The organism is Halalkalibacter sp. AB-rgal2, from assembly GCF_041821005.1.
Classification (GTDB): Bacteria; Bacillota; Bacilli; order Bacillales; family Bacillaceae_D; genus Halalkalibacter.
Genome location: NZ_JBGUAV010000003.1, coordinates 127,846 through 151,516, shown reverse-complemented (window position 1 = coordinate 151,516; position 23,671 = coordinate 127,846). Strand labels below are relative to the sequence as shown.

The following is a 23,671-nucleotide window of genomic DNA, read 5'->3' as shown; positions in this document are numbered from 1 at the left end:
CCAGTGAGGAAAGAAAGTGGCTTATAACATGCTGATCGTTATTAAGCTGACTGGAGGTGGAGTAGTATGAGTGATGAGAAACCGATTTTAACTATGGAAGGAATAACAAAAGAATTTCCAGGTGTAAAAGCGCTATCGAATGTCGCGTTTCGATTATTTCCAGGTGAAGTACATGCATTAATGGGTGAAAATGGTGCAGGGAAATCGACGTTAATTAAAGTATTAACAGGTGTATATACGTACGATCAAGGCATCATTTTACTTGAAGATAATGAATTGCATGTAACGAGTCCGATTCACTCTCAAGAAGTAGGGATTAGTACAGTGTATCAAGAGGTTAATTTATGCCCTAATCTCTCTGTTGTTGAAAATATTTTCATAGGTCGTGAGTTGTTAAAGCGTGGGAGAATTGACTGGAAGACAATGAAAGTCAAATCTGAACAAATATTGAAACGTCTCGATTTAACGATTGATGTGACAAAGGAGCTATCATCATATTCCGTTGCAATTCAACAAATGATTGCGATTGCGCGAGCTCTTAATATTTCATGTAAAGTTCTTATTTTGGATGAGCCTACATCGAGCTTGGATTTAAATGAGGTACAGCAATTGTTTAATGTAATGAGAAAGCTCAGACAAGAGGGCATGGCGATTATTTTTATTAGCCATTTCTTAGATCAGATCTATGAAATAGCAGATCGAATGACAGTATTGAGAAATGGTCAATTGATTGGTGAGTATTTAACTTATGAGTTACCACGGTTTAAATTAGTGGAGAAGATGATTGGCACTGAAAAAGAGCAGCTTGATGCTAAGCTCGAGAAAGAATCACAGACTCATATTGAACAAGAGCATCCTGTCTTTTTAAAGGTAGTGAATGGCTCTAAAAAAGGGAGTATTCAACCATTTCATTTGACATTGCATTCTAATGAAATCGTCGGTTTTGCAGGATTGTTAGGTTCAGGGCGAACCGAAATAGCCCGATTATTATTCGGAGCAGATAAATTAGACGATGGAGAAATGTATATACGTGGTCAAAAGGTCGATTTTTCCTCACCTAAGCAAGCAATTAAACAGCGCATTGCCTTTTGTTCAGAAAATCGAAAAGCAGATGGGATTATCCCGGAATTAACCGTTAGAGAAAACATGATCTTAGCTATTCAAGGTGTCTATGGGTGGTTTTCATTTATCCAAAAAAAGAAGCAAATAGAGTTAGCTGATCAATATATCGAATTGTTAAACATAAACCCTCGAAATCCAGAACAGTTGATCAAAAATTTAAGCGGTGGCAATCAACAGAAGGTCTTATTAGCACGCTGGCTTATGACAAACCCAGATTTACTGATTTTAGACGAACCAACTAGAGGGATTGATGTAGGTGCGAAAGCTGAAATAGAAAAGTTAATGATTCGTCTGAGTGAGGAAGGGAAATCCATTGTTTTCATTTCTGCTGAACTTGAAGAAGTGATTAGATGTAGTAGACGAGTCATTGTGTTGAGAGATCGTGAAAAGGTGTCTGAATGGGTCAATGAAGGGCAATTGGATCAGTCACATATTATGGAGGAAATGGCAGGTGGAAATGGATGATGAGATCAAAGCTGTTTTGGCCACTTGTTATGCTTGGCCTCATTTTACTTTTTAATTTAGTGATTAATCCAAGCTTTTTTATTATTGAAGTGAGAAATGGGCATTTGACTGGTAGTTTAATTAACATTTTAAACCGTGGTGCACCATTAATCCTTATTTCAATTGGCATGACGCTTGTCATCGCCACAAAAGGGATTGACTTAGGGGTAGGATCAGTTATTGCCATGTCAGGGGCAATTGCTGCAACTGTTGTCGGAGGGAGCTTTGGGGCATCAACGGACAGTTTAACACCTCTTTTTCTAGCGATCTTGTTTGCACTGCTATTGGCGGTTGTGACGGGACTTTGGAATGGATTATTAATTTCTAGGCTAGGCATTCAACCGATTGTAGCGACATTAATTCTAATGGTAGCCGGTAGAGGAATTGCCCAACTTATCACTAATGGACAGATTACAACTGTGTATTATTCTCCGTATTCATTTATAGGAGGAGGGTATTTATTGATGTTACCTTTCTCGATTTTTATCGTTCTATTTGTTCTATTCATTGCAATGTATCTGACTCGAAAAACCGCTATCGGATTATTTATTGAATCAGTAGGTGGAAATCCGACTGCGAGCCGCTTAGCAGGTATCCAATCAAAAAATGTCATCTTAATGGTTTACATGTTTTGTGGATTATGTGCTGGAATTGCAGGATTGATATTGAGCTCGAATGTCATGAGTGCAGATGGAAACAATGCAGGCTTATGGTATGAACTTGATGCGATTTTAGCAGTCGTTATCGGCGGTACTTCATTAATGGGAGGAAGGTTCTATTTAATGGGGACAGTGATCGGTGCCCTTATTATTCAAAGCTTAACAACAACGATTTATTCAATTGGGGTTCCAGCAGATATTATTTTAGTTGTAAAAGCTTTAGTCGTCTTACTCGTTTGCCTTCTTCAATCCCCACAATTTAGAAAGAAAATATCGAGTGTGTTCTCTCGTAATAAGCCTATGAAGGAAAAGGGGAAAGGAGTGACAATGACTTGAATCTATTACACATAAATAAACGGCTTATTCCGGTGTTTATTACAATTGGTCTTTTTTTACTTATGTATGTATTTGGATTAGTGAGATATGATAACTTTTCGTCACCGCAAGTGTTTCTTAATTTATTTGTCGATAATGCTTTTTTGATTATTGTGGCGGTTGGAATGACATTTGTTATCTTATCTGGTGGAATTGATTTATCAGTTGGATCGGTCATTGCTTTGACGAGCATGGTCGTTGCTAGTTTGCTTGTTCAAGGAGTGCCTGTTTGGTTAGTCATTCCTATAGCCCTATTAGTCGGTCCTGTGCTGGGATTCTTAATGGGCTGTTGTATTCATTATTTTCAATTACAGCCTTTCATCGTAACACTGGCAGGGATGTTTTTAGCAAGAGGGTTAAGCTTTGTAATAAGTGTGCAAACGATTACGATCGATCATGATTTCTTTAAATACATGGCGAGTACAAGAATCTATGTAGGTGATTATTTTCTTTCTTACAGTGTCCTTATCGCTTTGATTGTTGTTGTAGCAGCTATTTTTATTGCTCACTATACAAAGTTTGGTCGTAATGTTTATGCGATTGGAGGAAGTGAGCAGTCTGCAATGTTAATGGGGCTTCCGGTTGGGAGAACAAAAATCATGGTTTATACATTAAGTGGCTTTACAGCTTCATTAGCAGGAATTGTTTTCACCTTTTATATGTTATCAGGCTATGGCTTACATGCTAATGGGTTTGAATTAAATGCAATAGCTGCTGTCGTTATTGGTGGGACTTTATTAACCGGTGGAGTTGGATATGTTGCCGGAAGTGTTGTAGGTGTTCTTATTTTGGGGACGATTCAATCACTTATTGTTTTTGAAGGGTCACTTAGTGCCTGGTGGACGCGAATTGCGATTGGATTATTACTGCTTTTATTCATTGTCCTTCAACGTATCATCGTTATGAGGACTGATCATAAGAAAGAAACAGTTTCAGCTCATTAGTTTTTGAAGGGGGTGTGAGTAATCGTACGGAAGAAGGTTATGTTTAAAGGGCATTGAAAAAGTTTGGTTTTAATCTTTAAGGTGACCTTTTATGTCTATGTATAGTAAAGAATTTTGAAGGAGGAAAAATATGAATCGAATAATGAAGCAAAAGTGGTTGTCTATTAGTTTAATCGTTCTATTGCTATTCCCTTCTATGATAAACCCAGCACCAATTCTAGCAAATACAGAAGAAGATTCGTTAATCCTACATTACAATATGTCTTCATATGCGGAAGAAGATGGGGTTATAAAAGTAAGGGATGTATCAGAAAGTGGACAACAATTTGACGGTCTATTTAAAAACCCTGAAAATGGTCAAATTCTTCATAATGAAGAAGGGGGATTTGTTTCGTTTAATGGAGGAGGAACGAATTCGAATAGTGGATATATTGAAATTCCTAAAAGTCCTGAAGGTGAGGATTTTCTTGAAGGAGTAGAGGATGTAACAATTTCTGCGCTAGTGAATTGGGAAAATGATGGTCAAAACCGTTGGATCTTTGGGCTGGGGAAAGTATCGGATGATATCGAAAATGGTAACGCTTACTTTTTTGCGACACCGAGACATGGAATTGAAAATAGCAATGTAGCAGCAACTGGTATTTCAGAGGCTGGTTGGAGGAATGAAACGTTAATGAGAAGCAACGAAGGCTTGAGATCTAATAGCTGGGAAGTCGTTACCGTTGTGTTCTCAGGCTCTGAGGATACATTAAGTTTATTTGTTAATGGTGAGGAAGTCGCGTCCGGATCAGCACAAGGCAAGCAATTAGCGAATATTATTGATGACAGTGCTTCATTTTCAGGCTTTATCGGAAAATCTATTTTTGAAAATGATCCTTATTTTAAAGGAGTGATTGGAGATTTTCGTGTGTATGACGAAGCTCTATCAAACGTACAAATAGAGGAGCTTTATACAAATACATTGGCTCAAATAACCTCTATTCATGAACTTGTTTTGCAAGATGCTTACGAATCTCTAGATTTAATACCGTATCTTTCAGATCAAGATGAGGATTTAGACCATGTCACTCGTCATGTATCATTACCTACTCTAGGTAAGCATGGTGTTGAGATTGATTGGGAGTCTAGTCATCCTGATGTTCTTTCTCACAATGGGGCTGTAACTCGTCCAAGTGCTGAGGATGGGGATACGATGATTGATTTATCTGCAACTCTTCATTATGAAGGGTTATCGGTTACAAAGACATTTACAGTTATTGTCCTTCAAGAGTGGACAGATGTATATAAGGTTCAATCTGATGCAAATGCTATTTCTATTTATAATCAAGAGAAAGTGAAAGGGAATCTTCATTTACCAATTGAGGGTGAGCACGGTTCAAAGATTACGTGGGAGTCTTCACACCCATCTATTATTAAAGGAACAGAAGAAGCTGAAGGGCAATTAGAACAATTAGGGTGGGTAACTAGACAAAGTGAAGATGTAGCAGTTACGTTAACGGCTACAATCGCATTAGATGACGTATTTGAACAACGAGAGTTTGAAGTGAATGTATTAAAAGATCCTGGTGAAGTCGAGTATGATGCTTATTTCTTTTCTTATTTTACCGGCGAATATGAAGGTGGGGAAGAAATCTCCTTTGCAACTGCAGAAGACCCTTTAATGTGGAGAGCATTGAACAATGGACAATCGGTTATACAGTCGACAATGGGTGAAGAAGGATTACGTGATCCGTTTATCATTCGATCCCCAGAAGGCGATAAGTTTTATATGCTTGCAACAGATTTGAAAATGGGAGAAAGTACGAACTTTGATCAAGCACAAATAACAGGTAGTCACTATTTAATGATCTGGGAGTCAGATGACTTAGTGAATTGGAGTGAGCAACGCATGGTGAAAGTCGCTCCAGAAAAAGGTGGTAACACTTGGGCTCCAGAGGCTTTTTATGATCCGAATACAGGTGATTATGTTGTATTTTGGGCTTCGTCAATGAAAAATGAAGATACGTATGGCGATTACCCTAATGGAAGACCTGCAGGTCAATATAATGTGATGTATTATGCTACGACCCGTGACTTTCACACCTTTTCAGAGCCGAAAGTTTTTATAGATGACGGCTTTCCAACGATTGATACGACCTTTATTGAGCATGATGATACACTGTACCGATTTACAAAAAGTGAAGTGAATTATAGGGTGTATTATGAGAAGGCACCACATATTTTCTATGATGCAGATGGTATTGAAGATAATGGCTTTCAGTTTGAATTAATTGAAGGTACTCGTGATGGGAACCGAGGCTTAATTGGCCATCAAGGGAATAATGAAGGACAAACAGTTTTTAAAGATATTCATGAAGATAAGTGGTATTTGTTTTTAGATTCATGGCCTTACCATGTACGTTGGTCAGATAATTTAGAAGATGGTCAGCAGTTTGTCGACAATTTATTACCTTCATCAGATTATGCTTTACCACCAGGCCCGAGACATGGAACGGTTATCCCGATTACTCGTGATGAGTATAACCGTGTACAGGAACATTATGCAATACCAGGTCCTACTCCAGTCGAAGAGCCTGTCGTTCGATATTCGTTTGATCCGAATGATGTAGAAGGGACAATAGTTAGGGATGTCTCAGGGAATGGTTTTGATGCAAGTTTACAAGGTGGAGCAACTATTACAACAAATGAGACAATTGGGTCTTCGTCTGGAGCTGTTGAGTTAGATGGAGATACTGGGTATGTTGAGTTACCTGAAAATCTGATACAAGATTTGAATTTAGAAAGTATGACGATGTCAACTTGGGTAAAGGTAAAGGAAAACAAAGCGAATCAACGCATTTTTGACTTTGCTTCAGATACTGGACGAATTGTAAACCGAAATACTATGTATTTAAGTACACAGGGAGATTCAAATCAGTTAGAGTTTGCCGTTGTCACGCCTTTTACAGAGAAGTTCAGTAATGAGCAGACACCATTAGCAAATAGTTATAAATATGCGCTCAACGCACAGCGTTTATCAACAAGTCAATGGCAGCATGTAGCGATTACAATTGACGGCTTTGATGCTGTTCTTTATGTGAACGGAGAAGAGGTATCTAGAAGCTCTACATTTAATGTTGAGCCAAGAATGCTAATGGAAACGAAAATGAATTATTTAGGTAAGTCAAGGCTAGATACACATCCGTATTTTAACGGTTTATTCGATGAGTTTCATATTTACAACCGAGCATTATCAAGCGAAGAGGTTATTCAGTTGGCAGACGAAGATGGGTCAATTCCAATTGAAGAGCCGGAGTCTAATTTAATTTTACATTATGATATGGCTGATATTAATGAAACGACGGTTCCTGATCAAACTGGCTCGTTTAATGGACAATGGGTCAACCGAGAGCGTGGAGATTGGATTCAAGGAAATCAAGCCGGCGCAATAAACTTTGAAGGAGGAGATGTACAGTCTTACATTGAGCTTCCTGTAGGGGTATTAGATGGTTTAGATAGTGTGACTGTTTCATCATTAGTGAATTGGAAAGGTGATCGAGAAGCAGAGTGGATCTTTGCCTTAGGTCAGGATGATCAGAAATATTTGTTTACGACACCGAGCCGAAATTCAGGTGATCGAGAAGCACGGGTCGGATTAGGGGTCACTAGCTGGCAAAATGAAGCGCATGCTAATGCGACAACTGGACCATTAACAGCTAATGAATGGAAGCTAGTGACTGCAGTAATGGACGGTGAGGAAGAATCGCTTACATTGTATATCGATGGTGAAGAGGTAGCTTCTGGTTCAACAAATGGCTATACGATAGAGGAGATTGCAAATACTTCCGGGCCAAGTGGGTTTATTGGTCGATCATTCTATAGTAGTGATCCTTATTTTGGAGGAATGATAGCCGAATTCCAAATCTATGATGGTGCGCTATCGCCTGATGATGTGGAGAAATTAAGTGTAGAATCAGCAGCTAAAGCAGAAGATTTAAAAGGGTTTTTAGTGGAACATGTCGCTAATCAAATCGGCTTTAGTGACATTTTAGCAAATAATTTAAATGAAGAAGAAGTCATGTATTCTTTATCTCTTCCTAGTGAAGGTGCATATGGTATGACTTTTAAATGGGAGTCTAATGATTCTTCAATTATAACTAATGAAGGATTTGTGAGTAGACCTTCTTATGAAGAGGGAGATAAAGAGGTGACACTTACATTAACGGTCTCTGATGGAGTTCAATCTGTTGAAAAGAAGTTTACAGTAAGGGTCTTACATTTGCCTAGTGAATATGAAGAGCTAATTGAAGATGCTAGAGCTCTATACATTCATCATATTAGAGACGTACGAGGTCATCTCACATTACCGACAAGTGGTGAAAATGGATCGGAAATGACTTGGCATTCAGAAAATCCTGAGATCATTTCTGAATCAGGGGAAGTCACTCGTCCAGCACACGGAGAAGGTGATCAGCAAGTAAAACTCATAGCAACGATTACGAAAGGTGAAGAAGTGATTAAGAAAGGGTTCCTAGCTACAGTTAAGGAGCTGCCTGAACAGAAGGAATTAGAAGGCTATTTGTTCAGTTATATGAAGGGAGAAGGACGATCTGATGGCGAGCAAATATACTTTGCTTTAAGCGAAGGAAACGATCCCCTACATTATAATGATTTGAACGATGATCAACCTGTTATTACTTCACAGTTAGGAGATCAAGGAGTACGTGATCCGTTTATCATTCGTGCACCAGAAGGTGATCGCTTCTATATGATCGCAACTGATTTAAGAATCTATGGAAATTGGGATTGGCATGGAGCACAAACGAATGGTAGTCGTTCTATTATGGTTTGGGAATCAAACGACTTAATTAATTGGTCAGAACAACGGAAGGTTGAAGTTGCCCCTCCTGAAGCTGGAAATACATGGGCACCTGAAATATTTTATGATGATGAAAAAGGAGAATATGTGATCTTCTGGGCCTCGAAGTTATATGAAGATGAAGCACATCGACAAACGGGTGCAACTCACAATCGAATGATGTATACGACAACGAGAGATTTTTATACGTTTAGTGATCCTAACATTTACATTGATCGAGGATACTCGATTATTGATACGACTATGATTGAGCATGATGGGCAAATATATCGTTTTTCTAAAGATGAACGAAACAATTCCAACCAAGCTCCTAATGGAAAATATATTTTCCAGGAAGTTGGCGATTCGATCTTTGATTCGGATTTTGACATGATTAGAGAAGGGGTGGGACGTCCTGATGTTGGGCATACGGAAGGGCCAATCATTTTCAAATCGAATGAAGAAGAGAAGTGGTATTTATTTGTTGATGAGTTTGGCGGTAGAGGATATGTACCTTTAGAATCAACAGATTTAGACTCGGGTGAATGGTCTGTACCAAGTAGCTATACATTCCCAGCAAATGCACGTCATGGATCAGTATTACCAATTACTAGTTCAGAATATGAGAATTTACAAGCGACATTACCACGTATTCAAGAATCAAATGATGTAGCAGTTACGAGCATTGAGCTTGACGAAAGTGATGTAACATTAAATGTGGGGGAAGAAGTTTCATTACATGCAAATATCTATCCAACAAATGCAACCAATCAACAGGTTGTTTGGACTTCGAATGATCCAGCTATTGTTGAGATTAATAACGAAGGTGAAATGATTGGTCTTGAAGTTGGAACAGCTACTATAACAGTAACAACAGTGGATGGTGCATTAATGGCGATGGCCTTTGTTCATGTCATTGAGCAATCAGGAGAAGAGCCGCCGCCAGGAGGAGAAGAGCCGCCGCCAGGAGGAGAAGAGCCGCCACCAGGAGGAGAAGAGCCGCCACCAGGAGGAGAAGAGCCGCCACCAGGAGGAGAAGAGCCGCCGCCAGGAGGAGAAGAGCCGCCGCCAGGAGGAGAAGAGCCGCCGCCAGGAGGAGAAGAGCCGCCGCCAGGAGGAGAAGAGCCGCCGCCAGGAGGAGAAGAGCCGCCGCCAGGAGGAGAAGAGCCGCCACCAGGAGGAGAAGAGCCGCCACCAGGAGGAGAAGAGCCACCACCAGGAGGAGATCGTAAAGGTCCTCTTCCAGATACGGCAACTAATTTATATCAGTTCCTATTAATTGGAACCTTATTATTGTTCGTTGGTGGTATTGCCTACTTATATAAAAGAAGAAAACAAGAGCAATAAAGACTAAGGTTATGCGTTTAATGAGTAAAAGTAGAGCTTGGATTTTATTCCAAGCTCTACAGATATATTCTAGTTCTTAATAGATTTAAGTGTAACGACTACGATTTCAGGACGATTAAATAGACGTAATGGAATCACGCTATTTCCAAGACCTCTATTGACAATCATTGTCGTATCGTTTAGTACGTGTTCTCCAGAAGTATATTTCGGTAAGAAGCCTTGATTAGGAGCAACCAGCCCCCCAATAAAAGGAATTCTCATTTGTCCACCATGTGCATGCCCGGATAAAACTAAATCAAAGTCATATGCCGAATAAAGCGGTAGCATTTCTGGACGATGAGCTAATAAAATTTGAAAATGCTTTGCCTCGAGTTCAGTAATAGCTTCTAAAATAAACATTTCTGTGATAATACGCTCTGAATCATGCCCCTTAGCGTGTGCTGGATCATCAATACCAATCATTTGAATAACATCCTGATTATTTATCAGTTCAACAACTGAATTCCTCATTACATGAACACCCATATTGACTAAGGAATTCTCTAATTCTTCAAAATTGCCAGCCCACCATTCGTGGTTTCCTGTTACAAAATAAGTAGGAGCTATTTGCACTAATTCCTCCATTAATAGGAGACTAGGTGTGTTATTATCCTTTTTTGAATCAACTAAATCTCCTGTAAATACAATTAAATCTGGATTTGTATGATTGACTTTTTTGAGTAAAACTTGTTGGTCATTTGAAAAGTTTTTATTGTGAAGGTCTGATAATTGGACAATGGTAAATTCGTTAAAGCCGATCGGGATTTGTTCAGACTGAACCTGGATTTCTGTAACGACAAGGGAGTTGTTTTGAGAATGGAAGAAAATAATGAATAAACAAAGTACGCTAATGATTAGAAAAAAAATAAACAATCGACTCTTTTTCAATTTCTCACCTCACTATAAAATAATATTTATTATAAAGAAAAATCATTATCCTTTCAATTACATGTTTTATAGTATGATTGATTGACAAATAAATAAGATAGCGCTTACTATAAAGAGTAACAACGTTGTTAGTGTGGAGGTTGGGATAACCTATTTATGTAGTAAAACGACTATAAAATGCATTAAAAGAAAGGAGGGATCGATGTAAGTGCAGAATATACATATTGTTGGAGATTCAACCGTTTCTAGCTATGAGGAAAAGAATAGACCTCAAGCTGGCTGGGGAGAGATGTTACAAGAGCTTCTTCCTCTCTCTATAAAAGTTTATAATCATGCTGCTTCTGGTCGAAGCTCAAAAAGCTTTAAGGATGAAGGAAGGTTAGAAGCATTTGCTCATAGCCTGAATAAAGGAGACCTACTTCTAATTCAGTTTGGTCACAATGACGAAAAAGAGGATCAACAAAGGCGGACAGAGCCATACACGACATTTCAAGCTTATTTAGCAAAATATATTGAAGAAGCGAGAAAGAATGAAGCGATCCCGATATTAATGACTCCTGTTGAGCGAAGACACTTCAATGAAGATGGTTTGTTATTGGACACTCATGGTGAGTATCCTGTTGCTATTAAAAAGCTATCTACTAAGCTAAATACACCATTAATAGACTTAACAGAGCAAACACGTAAGCTGCTTAAAAGACTAGGTCCAGCAGAATCTAAGCGTTTATTTCTTTGGTTAGAGCGAGGAGAACATCCTAATTACAAGGAAGGCATCCAAGATGATACACATTTCTGTGAATTTGGAGCAAGGGAAATCGCAATGATTGTGTGCAAACAATTACATACTTTAAAATTAATAGAGATTATGAAGAATGAGGAGGAATTGAAATGACGGTAGGAGCATTAGCCCATTTATTTGGAACATACACGTATAAAGAAATGGCTCAAACATTAGGTGAATATAGGATTAATCATGTGCAATTAGCTATTTGGAAAGCATTTAATGACTATGATTTTACAAAGCCTGGAGTATTAAACCCTGGACTCGTTCGAAATATAAAAAAAGAATTTGACAAAAACGAAGTGGATATCTCTATTATTGCATCCTATTTACATTTATTTGATGAAAATGAAGTCGCTCATCAAACTTTCATACAACGATATAAAGAATTGATTCGCTATGCATCAATGTTTGGTGCACCTATGATTGCTACTGAAGTAGGAAGACCTCAACCGAATGGGGACTATGAAAAGGATTGGGATAAGCTCTATCATTCTTTAGTTGAATTAGTTAGGGAAGCTGAGCAATGGGGAATCATTGTAGGGCTTGAGGCTGCACATGGTCATTTAATAGGTTCAGCACGAACGTTAAAACAAATGCTAGATGAATTAAATAGCTCTCAAGTTGGTGTTGTTCTTGATCCGGGGAACTTATTAACACAAGAAAACTATCAAAAACAAGATGAAGTGATTGAAGAAGCGTTTGAATTATTAGGAAAGCATATAGTTGCTTGTCATGCGAAGGATCGCCTCCTGGACGCGCAAGGTATTTTGCGAGAAACATCACCAGGATTAGGGTTGTTAAATTATGATTTATTTATGCAGCGATTGCATCAGTACAAACCAGAATGTCACATTATCATTGAGCATACAGAGCCAGAGGATATGTATAGAGTGATTCAATTTATCGAACAAAAACGAGTACAGTTTGCCAAATAATCTTGTTAGGTCTATTTCTAGTTAATCCTAGGAGTAGGCTTTCCTTCTTCTTCTTCCAATTAAACTCAAAAACATCTATCATTCAATTGGTTTGAATGTGTTATAATAATCTACATATTATGTAAAAAACTTGTTACTCGCGTAAATGTAAACCCTTACAAATAAAAAGGTGAAGGGAGGGAATCATTTGAAAAACCAAAGCTTATTAACAAAACTTATCGTATTTGCAAGTATCGTTAGTGTCATTCCCGTTATTATCGTAGGTGTTTTTTCATATGTGCAATCATCAAAACATATTCAAGAAAAAGTGAATCATGAAAAGGTACAAGTTATAAGGCAAATCCAATCTAATATAGAGCAGGTATTAGTAACGGTCCATCATAGTGTAAGTCGATCAATTGATTCCCCCTTAATGGAATCAGTTATTAGGCGTCCATTATTGGCTGAAGACTTTTCGATCTATCGTGAGTTACGCCAGGAATTGAGCAATTTAAGATCATATGATACGAAAGTAGATGAAGTGATTCTATTAAATTTACAAGAAGATTGGATTGTCGATTACACAGGAATCTCTAGGTTGAATGAGCACCCTGATCATGAACAATTTCTTTCCTATTTGGACTTAGAACATAATACGACTTGGATTTTGTTGGAGAATGAAGAGTTTACTGAACCGATCTTAGTTGGGGAATGTCCATATACAATAAGTTTAGTGAAGAAGCTCCCTCCTAAATTAAGTGAAAAATACGGCTTGGCTTTTACAAATATCCCTTCTTGTAGTTTAGCAGAGATGATCAACGTAGATGAACTGTCAGATGAAGTCATGATTACAAATGAAGAATATACGATTATCGTGCATCGTGATCCCAATTTGGTTGGTCAATCATTAGCCGATACTCATTACATTGATTCGCTAGAAGGATTTAATGAACGGTCAGGTCAATTTAATGTTTCTAATCAAGATGAGTCATATACGGTTACATATAATAAGTCTGATTTTAATGATTGGAATTATATTTCCTTCAACTCGATCGATGATTTAACGGAAGAAAGTAAAACGATTGGCTGGATTACGTTTTTCATGATTACGTTTATTATTTTAACTTGTAGTTTATATATATATATTATTAGCAAGAAATTATACTCTCCAGTTAATAAACTCGTGTCTTATATTGAAGGAAACTTGCCAGAACATACTAATAATAAGCGAAATGAGTTAGAATTGATTGAAGATCATATTAGTGAATTATTCTCATCTAAAACCAATTTGGAAGCTGAACTTAAGGAACATTCACAACAAATGAAATCGGTTTTTATTAATCAATTGTTTACGGGGCATTATAAAACGAGTGAAATTAATAAAAAATTAATAAGCTTTGAACTAGAAGATTTAGTTCAATCATGGGATCAAATGGTCGTTTGTACGATTCATATTGATAATCTTGAAAAAAACGATTATCAGTCACATGATTTGGAGAAGATCTCATTTGCAGTGAAAAATATTGTTGAAGAAACAGTACCAGCAGATAACCGCTTACCAACGGTTTGGATGGATCAAGTGCTTATTTTATTATTAGGGTTCTCAGACGAGCAAGTTCATAAAGATCAAATATATAATTTAACGGAAACGATCCAAATGAATATCCATCAAACGTTAAAAATATGTATTAGTATTGGTGTGAGTCGTTCATTTTCCGATATTAAGGCAGCGAAGAGAGGATATAAAGAAGGGATTGAAGCGTTAAAGCATAGAATGACGCTTGGAACAGGTGTTATTGTACACTTCTCGTCGATGTATTCTGGAAAGCAGGCAACCCTTTTCGATTATCCGAAAAGAGTTGAAGATGAGTTGCTCATAGCGATTAAATTAGGTGAAGAGAAGAAAGCGAACGAACAGTTACGAATATGGATGGAAAAAGTGTTTAAAAATGCTCAATCTCCACGAGAATACCAAATATATATGATGGAGCTTTTAAATAATTTATTATTGCTAAAGCAAGAAAGTCAAGTCAGCTTTGAGCAATTGGAAATATTCGATGTATCCTTATATGAAGAGCTACTACAATTAAATATGAGAGTCGAGATTGAAAGCTGGTTTCAAGATAGGTTGATTCAACCTTTAATTCAAATTTTCCAAAAGCGAAAGGAATCGCAGTTTCATAATCTTTCTGAGAAAATGATTGATATGATTCACCAACGTTATGGTGAGGAGATAACGTTAGAAGAATGTGCATCGCAGCTTCACTACAATGCCAACTATTTAAGTAGTGTGTTTAAGCAAGAAACGAATCATACATTTAGTGAATATTTATCGAATTACCGTTTTAAAAAGGCGAAGCAATGGTTAGTTGAAACATCTATGACAGTTAAGGAAATTGCTGATCAATTACAATATAAAAATTCGCAAAATTTTATACGGTCCTTTAAAAAACAAGAAGATATGACACCTGGTCAATATCGTAAGAAGTACCAAAATATTTCTTAGTGTAGGAATAGCAGTCCAATGAAAAGGTTGAGTGTTACCTTTCATTGGGCTTTTTCATTGTAGAAGACATAGTACAGCGTATATTGTAGTAGCATTTTAAATGAAGGTATTGGTTTTTGTATGATGTATATATCCTCAATAATCATTAGATCAGATAGATGAAAAGGACTAGTGTTGCAGTGATGTAAGTGCTTACATAATGAGATGGTGATTATATGAATCATATTCTTTTTCGACTATGATCATCAGTAACAACATGAACCGTATGATGATTTTATTATTTAAATGGAACGGATCATCATTACAACGTTGTTAAAATGATTGTCTGGAGGTGTAAAAAAAGAATTAAGTGCTTATGGATGAAGTCACGCTCAGGTAATATGTTTAGGGAAAACAGGGTTAGATGTGTGGTATGATCAAAAAAGAATATTAATTGGGGGTATACGAATGAAGATATCTAAGAAGTATATCGTAATGATTTGTACTTTTGCTCTTTTACTAATGATACTTGGTGCATGTAATAATGAAAGCGCTTCAAACGAGAGTGATACGCCTTCTGATAATACGGAAGATGAAGCTACGAGTAATGAAGGCGAAGATTCTGGAGAGCCCTATGAGTTTTCAATTATGACGAACTTACACACAGCTGAGACGCCAGACCCTAAAATCCAGGAATTAATTGAGGAAATGACTGGCTATAAGCTTGATATTCAATGGGTTCCTGATAGCAACTATGATGAGCGCTTAAATACAGCCTTTGCGACTGGGTCACTACCAGACGTTGTTAGAATAGGTTTTAATCAAGTAAACCAATTTAAAGATGCCATACGTAATGATCAGTTTTGGGAAATTGGACCTTATTTAGATCAATTTGAAAATTTAAGTAATTTAAATGAAGATATTGTAGCTAATACGATGATCGACGGAAAAATATTTGGGATTTATCAAGGGCGACCACTTTCAAGACAGGGGATTATTTATCGTAAAGATTGGGCGGATAATCTTGGATTAGATGCGCCGACAACGACAGATGAATTTTTTGAAATGGTTCGTGCCTTTACTGAGGATGACCCGAATGGGACGGGTAATAATGATACGATCGGAATTGCTGATCGTAGTGACTTAATATATGGTGGTTTCAAGACAATTGCTTCATGGTTTGGAACACCGAATGAGTGGGGTGAAAAAGACGGACAATTGCTTCCAGAGTTTATGTTTGATGAATATATGGAAACGTTAGACTTCTATAAAGAGATGCACTCTAATGGATATATTAATCAAGACTTTCCTGTTACGAGTAAAGATGATCAAATTGCACTCGTCACTAATGGAACCGCTGGTGTTTACGTCGGATCACTTCCTGATGTAACGTCAATGAATAATGATGCTACGGCACTTAATCCTGACATTGAATTTGATGTTCAAAATTATGTGGAAGGTCCACAAGGTGAATTTGGTGTTTGGGCAATTCCAGGCTTTGGAGAAATTATTATTTTCTCTAAATCATCGATCGAAACGGAAGAAGACTTATTAAATATTCTAGGTTTCTATGACAAGTTAGCCAGTCCAGAGGTCATTAATACTCTCTACTGGGGTGTTGAAGGTGAGCACTATGAATTAAAAGATGGTCGAGCTGATAATACGATTGCTGAACAGCGTGTTATTGATACTGAGGTAAGACCTTATTTAACATTAGAGATTGGTGAACCTGAAACAACTGGTCGTTACGAGGGATACACAGATTATGAAGTAAGACAAAAAGCAGATGAGTTAGTGTTAGACAATAACAATTATTTAATTCATAACCCAGCTGTTACACTCGATTCAGAGACATTTATTCGTGACGGTGAACGTTTAAATCAAATGATTGAAGATGCTACAGTTCGTTATATTCTAGGTCAAACTGATCGAGAAGGTTTTGATGCAGTAGTTGAAGATTGGCGATCACAAGGTGGAGATGCGATTATTGAAGAAATTAATGATTCCTATCAAGCTATTAACTAACATTTAACTGACATTTTAGAGAATTGATTCGATAAGAGTCAATTCTCTTTTTTTACAGAATAATAAATTTAAAGTATTTAATCATGAGAGAAAGAAGTGGTTCGTCGGTGGTGTCGAGTCCATACGTTACACTTCGTTTGATAATCTTAAATTCATTGTAACAATGTACACGTCTCCTGTAAGAAAAGCATAGTACGCCCTAAAAGGTTATACACTTGAATCAATTAACAAAAGATTCGGATAATCTTTATCTTCGATTTAGTCGAAAACCCTGATAAAACGACGATTTTCTCATGATTATGGTGAAATGATTATAGCTGTAATCTTATTTTGCGATTAAGATTACACTCAAGAAAGCGTTTACACCATTTTGTTACGAAAGGAAGATAGCTATGGAAAATCAAGTGGTTGTTGAGAAAACGAAAGCACCGTTGCCACCATACAACAGACGTGCTGAAATGATGAAGAATATAAGAAAGAATAAATGGATTTATTTAATGATTGCCCCAGGTATTCTTTACTTTTTTATTTACAAGTATATTCCAATGTATGGTCTCATTATTGCCTTTCAAGATTACAAGCCTTATTTAGGTATTATGGGAAGTGAGTGGGTAGGCCTTCAACACTTTGAGCGTTTATTTTCTAGTCCTGATTTTTGGATGATTTTTCGAAATACACTTATTTTATTTGCTCTTCAGCTTTTAGTGTTTTTCCCGATTCCAATTATATTGGCTTTAATGCTCAATGAGGTGCGTAATCAGTTTTTTAAGAGAAGTGTACAAACGTTAATTTACATTCCACACTTCATGTCTTGGGTAGTTATTGTTTCAATAAGTTTTGTCATGCTGACGTTAGATGGAGGAATTATTAATTCGATTATTGAGGCAATGGGTTTTCAGAAGATTAACTTTTTAATGAATCCAGATACATTTAGACCGATGTATATCTTACAAGTCATTTGGCGCGAGGCTGGATGGGGAACGATTATCTTTTTAGCAGCAGTGGCAGCGGTTGATCCTGAACAATATGAAGCAGCGAAAATTGATGGGGCTAATCGAATTAGACAAATCTGGCACATCACATTACCTGCTATTCGAAGTGTCATTATTGTCCTATTAATATTAAAGATTGGAGATGTTCTCGAGCTTGGGTTTGAGCATGTATATCTGTTATTAAATGCTTCGAACCGTGAAGTAGGGGAAATATTCGATACGTATGTGTACACAGCCGGTTTAAAACAAGGTCAGTTTAGTTATAGTACGGCGGTAGGATTTTTCAAAGGGATTATTGGTTTAATTCTAGTGATGTTTGCTAATTGGTTATCGAAGAAAGCTGGAGAAGAAGGCGTTTATTAAAAGGAGGGCTGAAAAATGGTTAAGGATCGATCCATAGGGAGTAGAATTTTCGATGTGACTAATATAACGTTATTAACGATTATCGCTTTATTATGTATTTTACCATTTTTGCATGTTGTAGCAGCGTCATTTACAACGAGTGCGGAATTAGCGGATAAACGATTCGTATTAATTCCTACAGTGTGGAGCTTGGATGCGTATCGCTATATTTTTTCGACTGATACAATTATGAGGGCGATGATGGTATCAATAGGTGTTACGGTTGGTGGTACGATATTTAGTATGTTTTTATCGACGTTAACAGCGTATGGACTGTCTCGAAAAGATTTAGTCGGTAGAAGGTTTTTAATGTTTTTCATTGTGTTCACATTGTTATTTAACGGTGGGATGATTCCTACGTTTCTCGTTGTTCAATATACCGGTTTGCTAAATTCATTGGCAGCTCTTATTGTACCTGTAGCGATTAATGCTTTTAATATGATTATATTGAAAAGCTTCTTTCAAAATCTTCCAGCAGGACTTGAAGAGTCAGCGAAAATTGATGGCTGTAGTGACTTTGGAATCTTGTTTCGGATAGTGATTCCTTGTTCGATGCCAGCCATTGCGACGATATCGCTTTTTTATGCAGTAACGTATTGGAACACGTATATGCATGCCATCCTTTATTTAAGCGATTCATCAAAATGGCCGGTGCAAGTTCTTTTAAGACAGGTCGTCGTTTTAGCTAGTGGCTTGAATTATGACGGTGCTGAATTTACGAGTGTACCACCGCCGGAAATTACGGTGAAGATGGCTGTCATTGTTGTAGCTACGATACCTGTTCTAGCTGTTTATCCATTTTTACAAAAGTATTTTGCCAAGGGAGCATTGCTTGGTTCGATGAAAGGTTAATTAAATGAAAAGGTTGTGAGTGTATGTCAGTGATAAAACAGCAATTAATAAAAGCCTTAGAGCAATTAGATGAGCAATATACCGGTTTATTTAAATGGCTAGCGTATCAATATGATCCGTTATTAGGAGGGTTTTATTACGCTAGAAGCTCTAAGGAGAGTACTCACTTTAAACCAGATATTGAATCAACGGCTCAAGCCATTAATATGCTCATTCGAAACGATGCGCTCTCCTTTTTACCGGAGGAGATCAAAAACAAACTGATTCACTTTTTTCAACGTAAACAAGTTAAGGAAACAGGATATTTCCTTGATGATGATCCAATGATGGAGAAAGATGAAGTGATGGTACAACGTGCACTCGGTTATTCTGTCAATGCATTAAAGAGGCTAGGAAGTGAGCCGCTGTATCCACTTCCTTTGAAAGCAAAGGCTGCACCAGCGTTTACAAAATCAGTAGAAGCCTATATTGAGAAGTGGAAAAGCATTGATTTAAGCAATAGTTGGCGCGGTTGTGACTTATTAGCAACATCATGTATTTACCTACAGGAGATGGATGAGAAAGAGAGATTACCATTTTTGAATGCTGCGACTGAGTATTTAGCATCGATACAAGATCAACAAACCGGGCTATGGGGGGAGGGAAGTTTATATGTTCAAATTTCTGGGACATTTAAACTTCATACGTTTTATAGTAAATTTCATATTCCGTTACCGAATCGTGACAAGATTTATAAAAGCATTTTGACGTGCTTAAGGACGGAGAAGGCCAATGATATGTGCTACATTCGCAACCCACTTGATCTTCTTGTTTATCTTGATTTAGATCTTTCTAATGAGGAATTGTTAGAAATCATTCAAATAACAACTAAAAACATAAGTCGATTAAAGCGAATAGATGGAGGATTTTCAAGGGAAATCGACCATTCACCAAAGGCGCCTAATGTTGCGCAAGTGAAAGAAGGAGAGTGTTATCCTCATATGCCTGAACCGGTATTCTTAGGGGAAGGATTAGTGGAAGGTGATATGAATGCAAGTACACAAGCAACGCTTATTCGAATGCAATGCTATCGATTAGCTAAGAAAAAGGTGTTGCCTTTACAGGAGGCAGTGGAATTTTTTGAATACGTAGAATCCATTTCATAGAGTAGAGAGAAGTGTTATAGAGGTATGTCATTTTTTCAAATACGCAAAGAAAAAAGACTCTCAAAACAAGCGGTATTAACATTAGTCAATCATACGATTTTTCAATTTGGGAATTCACTTTCATTAATTTTTATTAATTTATATTTATGGCGCTTAACTGAAAGTTTAATGGTTAATGGTTTATTTAATGTCACGGCCATTATGGCACAAGCTGTGACGACACTTTTAATAGGAAGGTTAGCAAAAAGAAAAGGCCATCTTGTTATGTATCGATATGGCATCTTTTTAACAGCTGCTTTCTATTTATGTGTGATCGCAACAAGGGAGAGCATGGTCGAGTATTTCGTTTGGTTTGCACTAATACGCGGAATGGCGCAATCGACCTATTGGTTAAGTTATTTTACATTGGCACATGAAGTGTCAAATAATGAGAATCGTCATCGCTATTTAGGTTGGAATCAAGCGCTTATGGGTGTTGCGAATTTAATTGGTCCAGCAGTTGCAGGATATGTGATTAGCTTTCAAGATGGCTTGCTAGGTTATACGATTGTTTTTACATTCGCATTTGTCATGTTTATTCTTGCAACAATCGGAAGCTTTCAACTAAATAAAGAAGAGTCACATCATACTCAATATTATATGAAATTGTTGCCTCTTATTTTGAAAAGAGAAAAAAGGTTTGGCTATGCACTTGTTGGTTGGTTTTTATTAGGATTTCCTCAAGGGATCATGATGTATGTCCCACCGATTTTATTATTTGTGATATTTCCTAATGAAAGCTTTATCGGTACGACAAACGCGTTGTTTCTATCATTATCCATTCTAGCTAGCTATGTAATAGCTCGCTTTGGAAGGTTAGATCAAACTCGAACGTATTTATTCGTCTCAGCAGCTGGAATGCTCTTGTCAGCTAGCTTCTTATTTTGGGAGATTAGTATATGGACGGTTTTATTATTTATGTCAATCTATTCACTCTTTAGACCGTTACAAGCGAATACGTATGGAGTCTATTATTTTACTTGGCTTGATCGAATACCTTTGAAAACACATTTTCGAGTGGAGACGGTTGTTTTACGGGAAGCGATTATTAATGGGGGTAGAGGTCTAGGAGTCGTTATTTTTATGCTATTTGCGAGTGACATCAATCCGACAACGGTTCCGCTCGTCCTTTCATTTGTATTAGTACTACAATTGGGGGTTCCTTATTTAATTAAAAAGTGAAAAGGGGATGATTCATATGGCAATTGGTCAATGGGAAGAAGTGAATCAACTAGTGAAAAGAAAGATTCATCAACCAGGGGAAAATTTGATGGTTATGGAAGTGCATTTTCAAAAAGGTGGAATTGGTGATGAGCATGCCCATCCACATGAACAGTTAACGTATTGTTTAGAAGGATTGTTTGAATTCAAGGTGGATGATCAAACAATCCTACTGAAAAAAGGTGAAACATTAACGATACCTAGTAACGCTGTTCATAGTGTTGTTGCACTAGAAAATGGCTTATTGCTTGATACATTTACACCATTACGTGAAGATTTACTAAATTAAGGAGGTAGAATAATGAGTCAAATCATAGTAAAAGGTAAAAGTGCGCTTGAATGGGCCGTAAAGGCGAGCGAGAGTGTAATGAGTGAATATGAGCCGAATATGCTACCGCCTGCTAATCGTTGGCATTATCATCAAGGTGTCTTTCTCTGTGGGGTTTACCAGCTTTATTTAGAAACAGGTGACGATGCTTATTTTCATTATGTGAAGGAATACGTTGATAAGCTCGTTGATGAACATGGTAATTTTTATTTTGAGCGTGACCAATTAGACGCCATACAACCTGGTCTACTGCTACTACCGTTATATGAACAAACAGGCGAAGTACGCTATAAGGTAGCTGCGTCTAAATTACGTAATTTATTAAAAACGATTAACAAAACGTCAGAGGGTGGATTTTGGCATAAGGATAAATACCCGTATCAAATGTGGCTAGATGGCTTGTATATGGCAGGACCTTTCACGATGCAGTATGGACAACAGTTTAATGAGCCTGAGCTCGTGGATCTAGTATTGAAGCAGGAAGCATTAATGAGAAAGAATACGTACGATCCAAAGACGGGCCTTTATTTTCATGGATGGGATGAAAGCGGAAAAACAGCTTGGAGTGTTCCAGAAACACATACAGCTCCTGAAATATGGGGACGTTCATTAGGGTGGTATGGATTAGCAGTAGTCGATCTCATCAGCTTATTACCAGAAAACCATGAAAAAAGGGGAGATTTACTCAGCGTCTTGCAAAATTTAATCGTCATTCTTGTTCGCTATCAAGACGATGAGACTGGACTGTGGTATCAAATTATTAATAAAGGTCATCTTGAGGATAACTGGCTTGAAAGTTCTTGCTCTAGCTTGTTTGTTTATACGATTGCTAAAGCGGTCAAATGTGGGTATATTGATAGCGCTTATGCCGAGTATGCGCAAAAAGGTTATGAAGGTATTGTATCTACTTATATACAAGAAGAACCAGGTGGAAACATTTCATTAACTGGTATTTGTATCGGGACTTCCATTGGCGTGTATGACTATTATGTAAATCGAGAAACGAGTGTAAATGATTTACATGGTGTAGGAACCTTTATTTTAGCGAGTTTGCAATTAAAAGATTTATAAAAGGGGTGGTGTGATATGGAAATGAGCGGTTTAATGGGCGGTTTTTTTCGAATTAGTGTCTTCATCTCACGCCTCGCATATATAAATATTTTATGGATAGCTTTCACACTTCTTGGTCTTGTTGTATTAGGTGTCATGCCAGCAACAGTAGCTATGTTTGCTGTAATGAGAAAGTGGATAAAAGGAACGAGTGATTTTTCAGTCTCTCGGACCTATTGGCGCTATTATAAAAAAGAGTTTGTGCAAGCCAATTTGTTTGGAGTGTTTTTCGTATTTATCGGGTATATCATTTATGCGAACTTTGTGATTCTTTCCGATCAAATCATGTGGATGCAAGTGATTAGGTATGTCTTACTTGTTATAACGGTTATCTATTTGCTGTCATTATTAATGTTTTTTCCGGTATACGTCCATTTTGATGTGAAGCCAATAGATAAATTAAAAGTGGCACTCATGCTTACATTATCATATCCGCAATATATGATCTTGATGGCAGTCACGGTAGTCGCTGTGCAATATTTAGTCATGTATATACCTGGTTTAATTCCGTTTTTCACGTGCAGTTTAATCGGATTTACGTTGATGAAAATAGCGAATATTGTCTTTCGAATTGTCAGTGAGCGAAATATTCAAAAAGAAGCTAAGAGTAAAGAGAGCGTTCAAGCTTATTAATATGGTGGAGAGAAGCTAATTGTGTA

Annotated in this window: 16 protein-coding genes; 15 read left to right on the top strand and 1 reads right to left on the bottom strand. The window is 37.3% G+C overall.

Going from position 1 to position 23,671, the window contains the following annotated elements:
- Window positions 1-66: 66 nt before the first annotated feature.
- From ACERJO_RS03800 to ACERJO_RS03785, 4 genes are all read left to right on the top strand, one after another.
- Entirely contained in the window at window positions 67-1,587 is a 1,521-nt protein-coding gene (locus ACERJO_RS03800) for a sugar ABC transporter ATP-binding protein (protein WP_373646602.1), read from the top strand.
- Window positions 1,584-2,621, top strand: a complete 1,038-nt coding sequence (locus tag ACERJO_RS03795) for an ABC transporter permease (RefSeq protein WP_247105061.1) — start codon at window positions 1,584-1,586, stop codon at window positions 2,619-2,621. The genes ACERJO_RS03800 and ACERJO_RS03795 overlap by 4 nt, the downstream gene beginning before the upstream one ends.
- Window positions 2,618-3,604 carry a galactofuranose ABC transporter, permease protein YjfF gene (gene yjfF, locus ACERJO_RS03790; RefSeq protein ID WP_373646599.1) on the top strand — a complete coding sequence of 329 codons (987 nt, stop codon included), beginning with the start codon at window positions 2,618-2,620 and terminating at the stop codon, window positions 3,602-3,604. The genes ACERJO_RS03795 and yjfF overlap by 4 nt, the downstream gene beginning before the upstream one ends.
- 130 nt (window positions 3,605-3,734) lie before the next feature.
- Window positions 3,735-9,788 (top strand): immunoglobulin-like domain-containing protein, encoded by a 6,054-nt coding sequence (locus ACERJO_RS03785; RefSeq protein ID WP_373646597.1) that lies wholly within the window; start codon window positions 3,735-3,737, stop codon window positions 9,786-9,788.
- 69 nt (window positions 9,789-9,857) lie between these two features.
- Here the strand turns inward: ACERJO_RS03785 and ACERJO_RS03780 are convergent, their stop codons facing one another.
- A complete protein-coding gene (locus ACERJO_RS03780) occupies window positions 9,858-10,715 on the bottom strand; it encodes a metallophosphoesterase (RefSeq protein WP_373646595.1) in 858 nt (285 codons plus the stop codon).
- A gap of 208 nt (window positions 10,716-10,923) precedes the next feature.
- Here ACERJO_RS03780 and ACERJO_RS03775 point away from each other — a divergent pair, with 208 nt between their 5' ends.
- The 11 genes from ACERJO_RS03775 to ACERJO_RS03725 all read left to right on the top strand — a co-directional run bounded on the left by ACERJO_RS03775 (window position 10,924) and on the right by ACERJO_RS03725 (window position 23,645).
- Window positions 10,924-11,607 (top strand): rhamnogalacturonan acetylesterase, encoded by a 684-nt coding sequence (locus tag ACERJO_RS03775; RefSeq protein ID WP_373646594.1) that lies wholly within the window; start codon window positions 10,924-10,926, stop codon window positions 11,605-11,607.
- Window positions 11,604-12,434, top strand: a complete 831-nt coding sequence (locus ACERJO_RS03770) for a sugar phosphate isomerase/epimerase family protein (RefSeq protein WP_373646592.1) — start codon at window positions 11,604-11,606, stop codon at window positions 12,432-12,434. Before ACERJO_RS03775 ends, ACERJO_RS03770 begins: the two co-directional genes overlap by 4 nt.
- 187 nt (window positions 12,435-12,621) lie before the next feature.
- A complete protein-coding gene (locus ACERJO_RS03765; protein ID WP_247105054.1) occupies window positions 12,622-14,919 on the top strand; it encodes a helix-turn-helix domain-containing protein in 2,298 nt (765 codons plus the stop codon).
- Between the two features lie 447 nt (window positions 14,920-15,366).
- Complete coding sequence (locus ACERJO_RS03760) at window positions 15,367-16,923, top strand: extracellular solute-binding protein (protein ID WP_373646590.1); 1,557 nt, start codon at window positions 15,367-15,369, stop codon at window positions 16,921-16,923.
- A gap of 458 nt (window positions 16,924-17,381) precedes the next feature.
- Window positions 17,382-18,278 (top strand): ABC transporter permease, encoded by an 897-nt coding sequence (locus ACERJO_RS03755; protein WP_247105116.1) that lies wholly within the window; start codon window positions 17,382-17,384, stop codon window positions 18,276-18,278.
- A gap of 15 nt (window positions 18,279-18,293) precedes the next feature.
- Complete coding sequence (locus tag ACERJO_RS03750) at window positions 18,294-19,169, top strand: carbohydrate ABC transporter permease (protein ID WP_247105052.1); 876 nt, start codon at window positions 18,294-18,296, stop codon at window positions 19,167-19,169.
- Window positions 19,170-19,192: 23 nt separating this feature from the next.
- Window positions 19,193-20,314 (top strand): prenyltransferase/squalene oxidase repeat-containing protein, encoded by a 1,122-nt coding sequence (locus ACERJO_RS03745; RefSeq protein WP_373646589.1) that lies wholly within the window; start codon window positions 19,193-19,195, stop codon window positions 20,312-20,314.
- 24 nt (window positions 20,315-20,338) lie between these two features.
- A complete protein-coding gene (locus tag ACERJO_RS03740) occupies window positions 20,339-21,535 on the top strand; it encodes an MFS transporter (RefSeq protein WP_373646588.1) in 1,197 nt (398 codons plus the stop codon).
- A gap of 16 nt (window positions 21,536-21,551) precedes the next feature.
- The gene (locus ACERJO_RS03735) at window positions 21,552-21,863 is read left to right on the top strand and encodes a cupin domain-containing protein (RefSeq protein ID WP_373646587.1); all 312 of its coding nucleotides are present in this window, start codon (window positions 21,552-21,554) and stop codon (window positions 21,861-21,863) included.
- Window positions 21,864-21,875: 12 nt separating this feature from the next.
- Window positions 21,876-22,973, top strand: coding sequence for a glycoside hydrolase family 88/105 protein (locus tag ACERJO_RS03730; protein WP_373646586.1), 1,098 nt, complete (start codon window positions 21,876-21,878; stop codon window positions 22,971-22,973).
- Between the two features lie 15 nt (window positions 22,974-22,988).
- Window positions 22,989-23,645 carry a YesL family protein gene (locus ACERJO_RS03725; RefSeq protein WP_247105047.1) on the top strand — a complete coding sequence of 219 codons (657 nt, stop codon included), beginning with the start codon at window positions 22,989-22,991 and terminating at the stop codon, window positions 23,643-23,645.
- The last annotated feature ends 26 nt before the right edge of the window (window positions 23,646-23,671 follow it).

Excerpts from the sequence above, each read along its gene's own strand:
- ACERJO_RS03800 (WP_373646602.1), top strand. The coding sequence starts at position 67 with ATGAGTGATGAGAAACCGATTTTAACTATGGAAGGAATAACAAAAGAA.
- ACERJO_RS03795 (WP_247105061.1), top strand. The coding sequence starts at position 1,584 with ATGATGAGATCAAAGCTGTTTTGGCCACTTGTTATGCTTGGCCTCATT.
- ACERJO_RS03785 (WP_373646597.1), top strand. The coding sequence starts at position 3,735 with ATGAATCGAATAATGAAGCAAAAGTGGTTGTCTATTAGTTTAATCGTT.
- ACERJO_RS03770 (WP_373646592.1), top strand. The coding sequence starts at position 11,604 with ATGACGGTAGGAGCATTAGCCCATTTATTTGGAACATACACGTATAAA.
- ACERJO_RS03760 (WP_373646590.1), top strand. The coding sequence starts at position 15,367 with ATGAAGATATCTAAGAAGTATATCGTAATGATTTGTACTTTTGCTCTT.
- ACERJO_RS03755 (WP_247105116.1), top strand. The coding sequence starts at position 17,382 with ATGATGAAGAATATAAGAAAGAATAAATGGATTTATTTAATGATTGCC.
- ACERJO_RS03750 (WP_247105052.1), top strand. The coding sequence starts at position 18,294 with ATGGTTAAGGATCGATCCATAGGGAGTAGAATTTTCGATGTGACTAAT.
- ACERJO_RS03745 (WP_373646589.1), top strand. The coding sequence starts at position 19,193 with ATGTCAGTGATAAAACAGCAATTAATAAAAGCCTTAGAGCAATTAGAT.
- ACERJO_RS03740 (WP_373646588.1), top strand. The coding sequence starts at position 20,339 with ATGTCATTTTTTCAAATACGCAAAGAAAAAAGACTCTCAAAACAAGCG.
- ACERJO_RS03735 (WP_373646587.1), top strand. The coding sequence starts at position 21,552 with ATGGCAATTGGTCAATGGGAAGAAGTGAATCAACTAGTGAAAAGAAAG.
- ACERJO_RS03730 (WP_373646586.1), top strand. The coding sequence starts at position 21,876 with ATGAGTCAAATCATAGTAAAAGGTAAAAGTGCGCTTGAATGGGCCGTA.
- ACERJO_RS03725 (WP_247105047.1), top strand. The coding sequence starts at position 22,989 with ATGGAAATGAGCGGTTTAATGGGCGGTTTTTTTCGAATTAGTGTCTTC.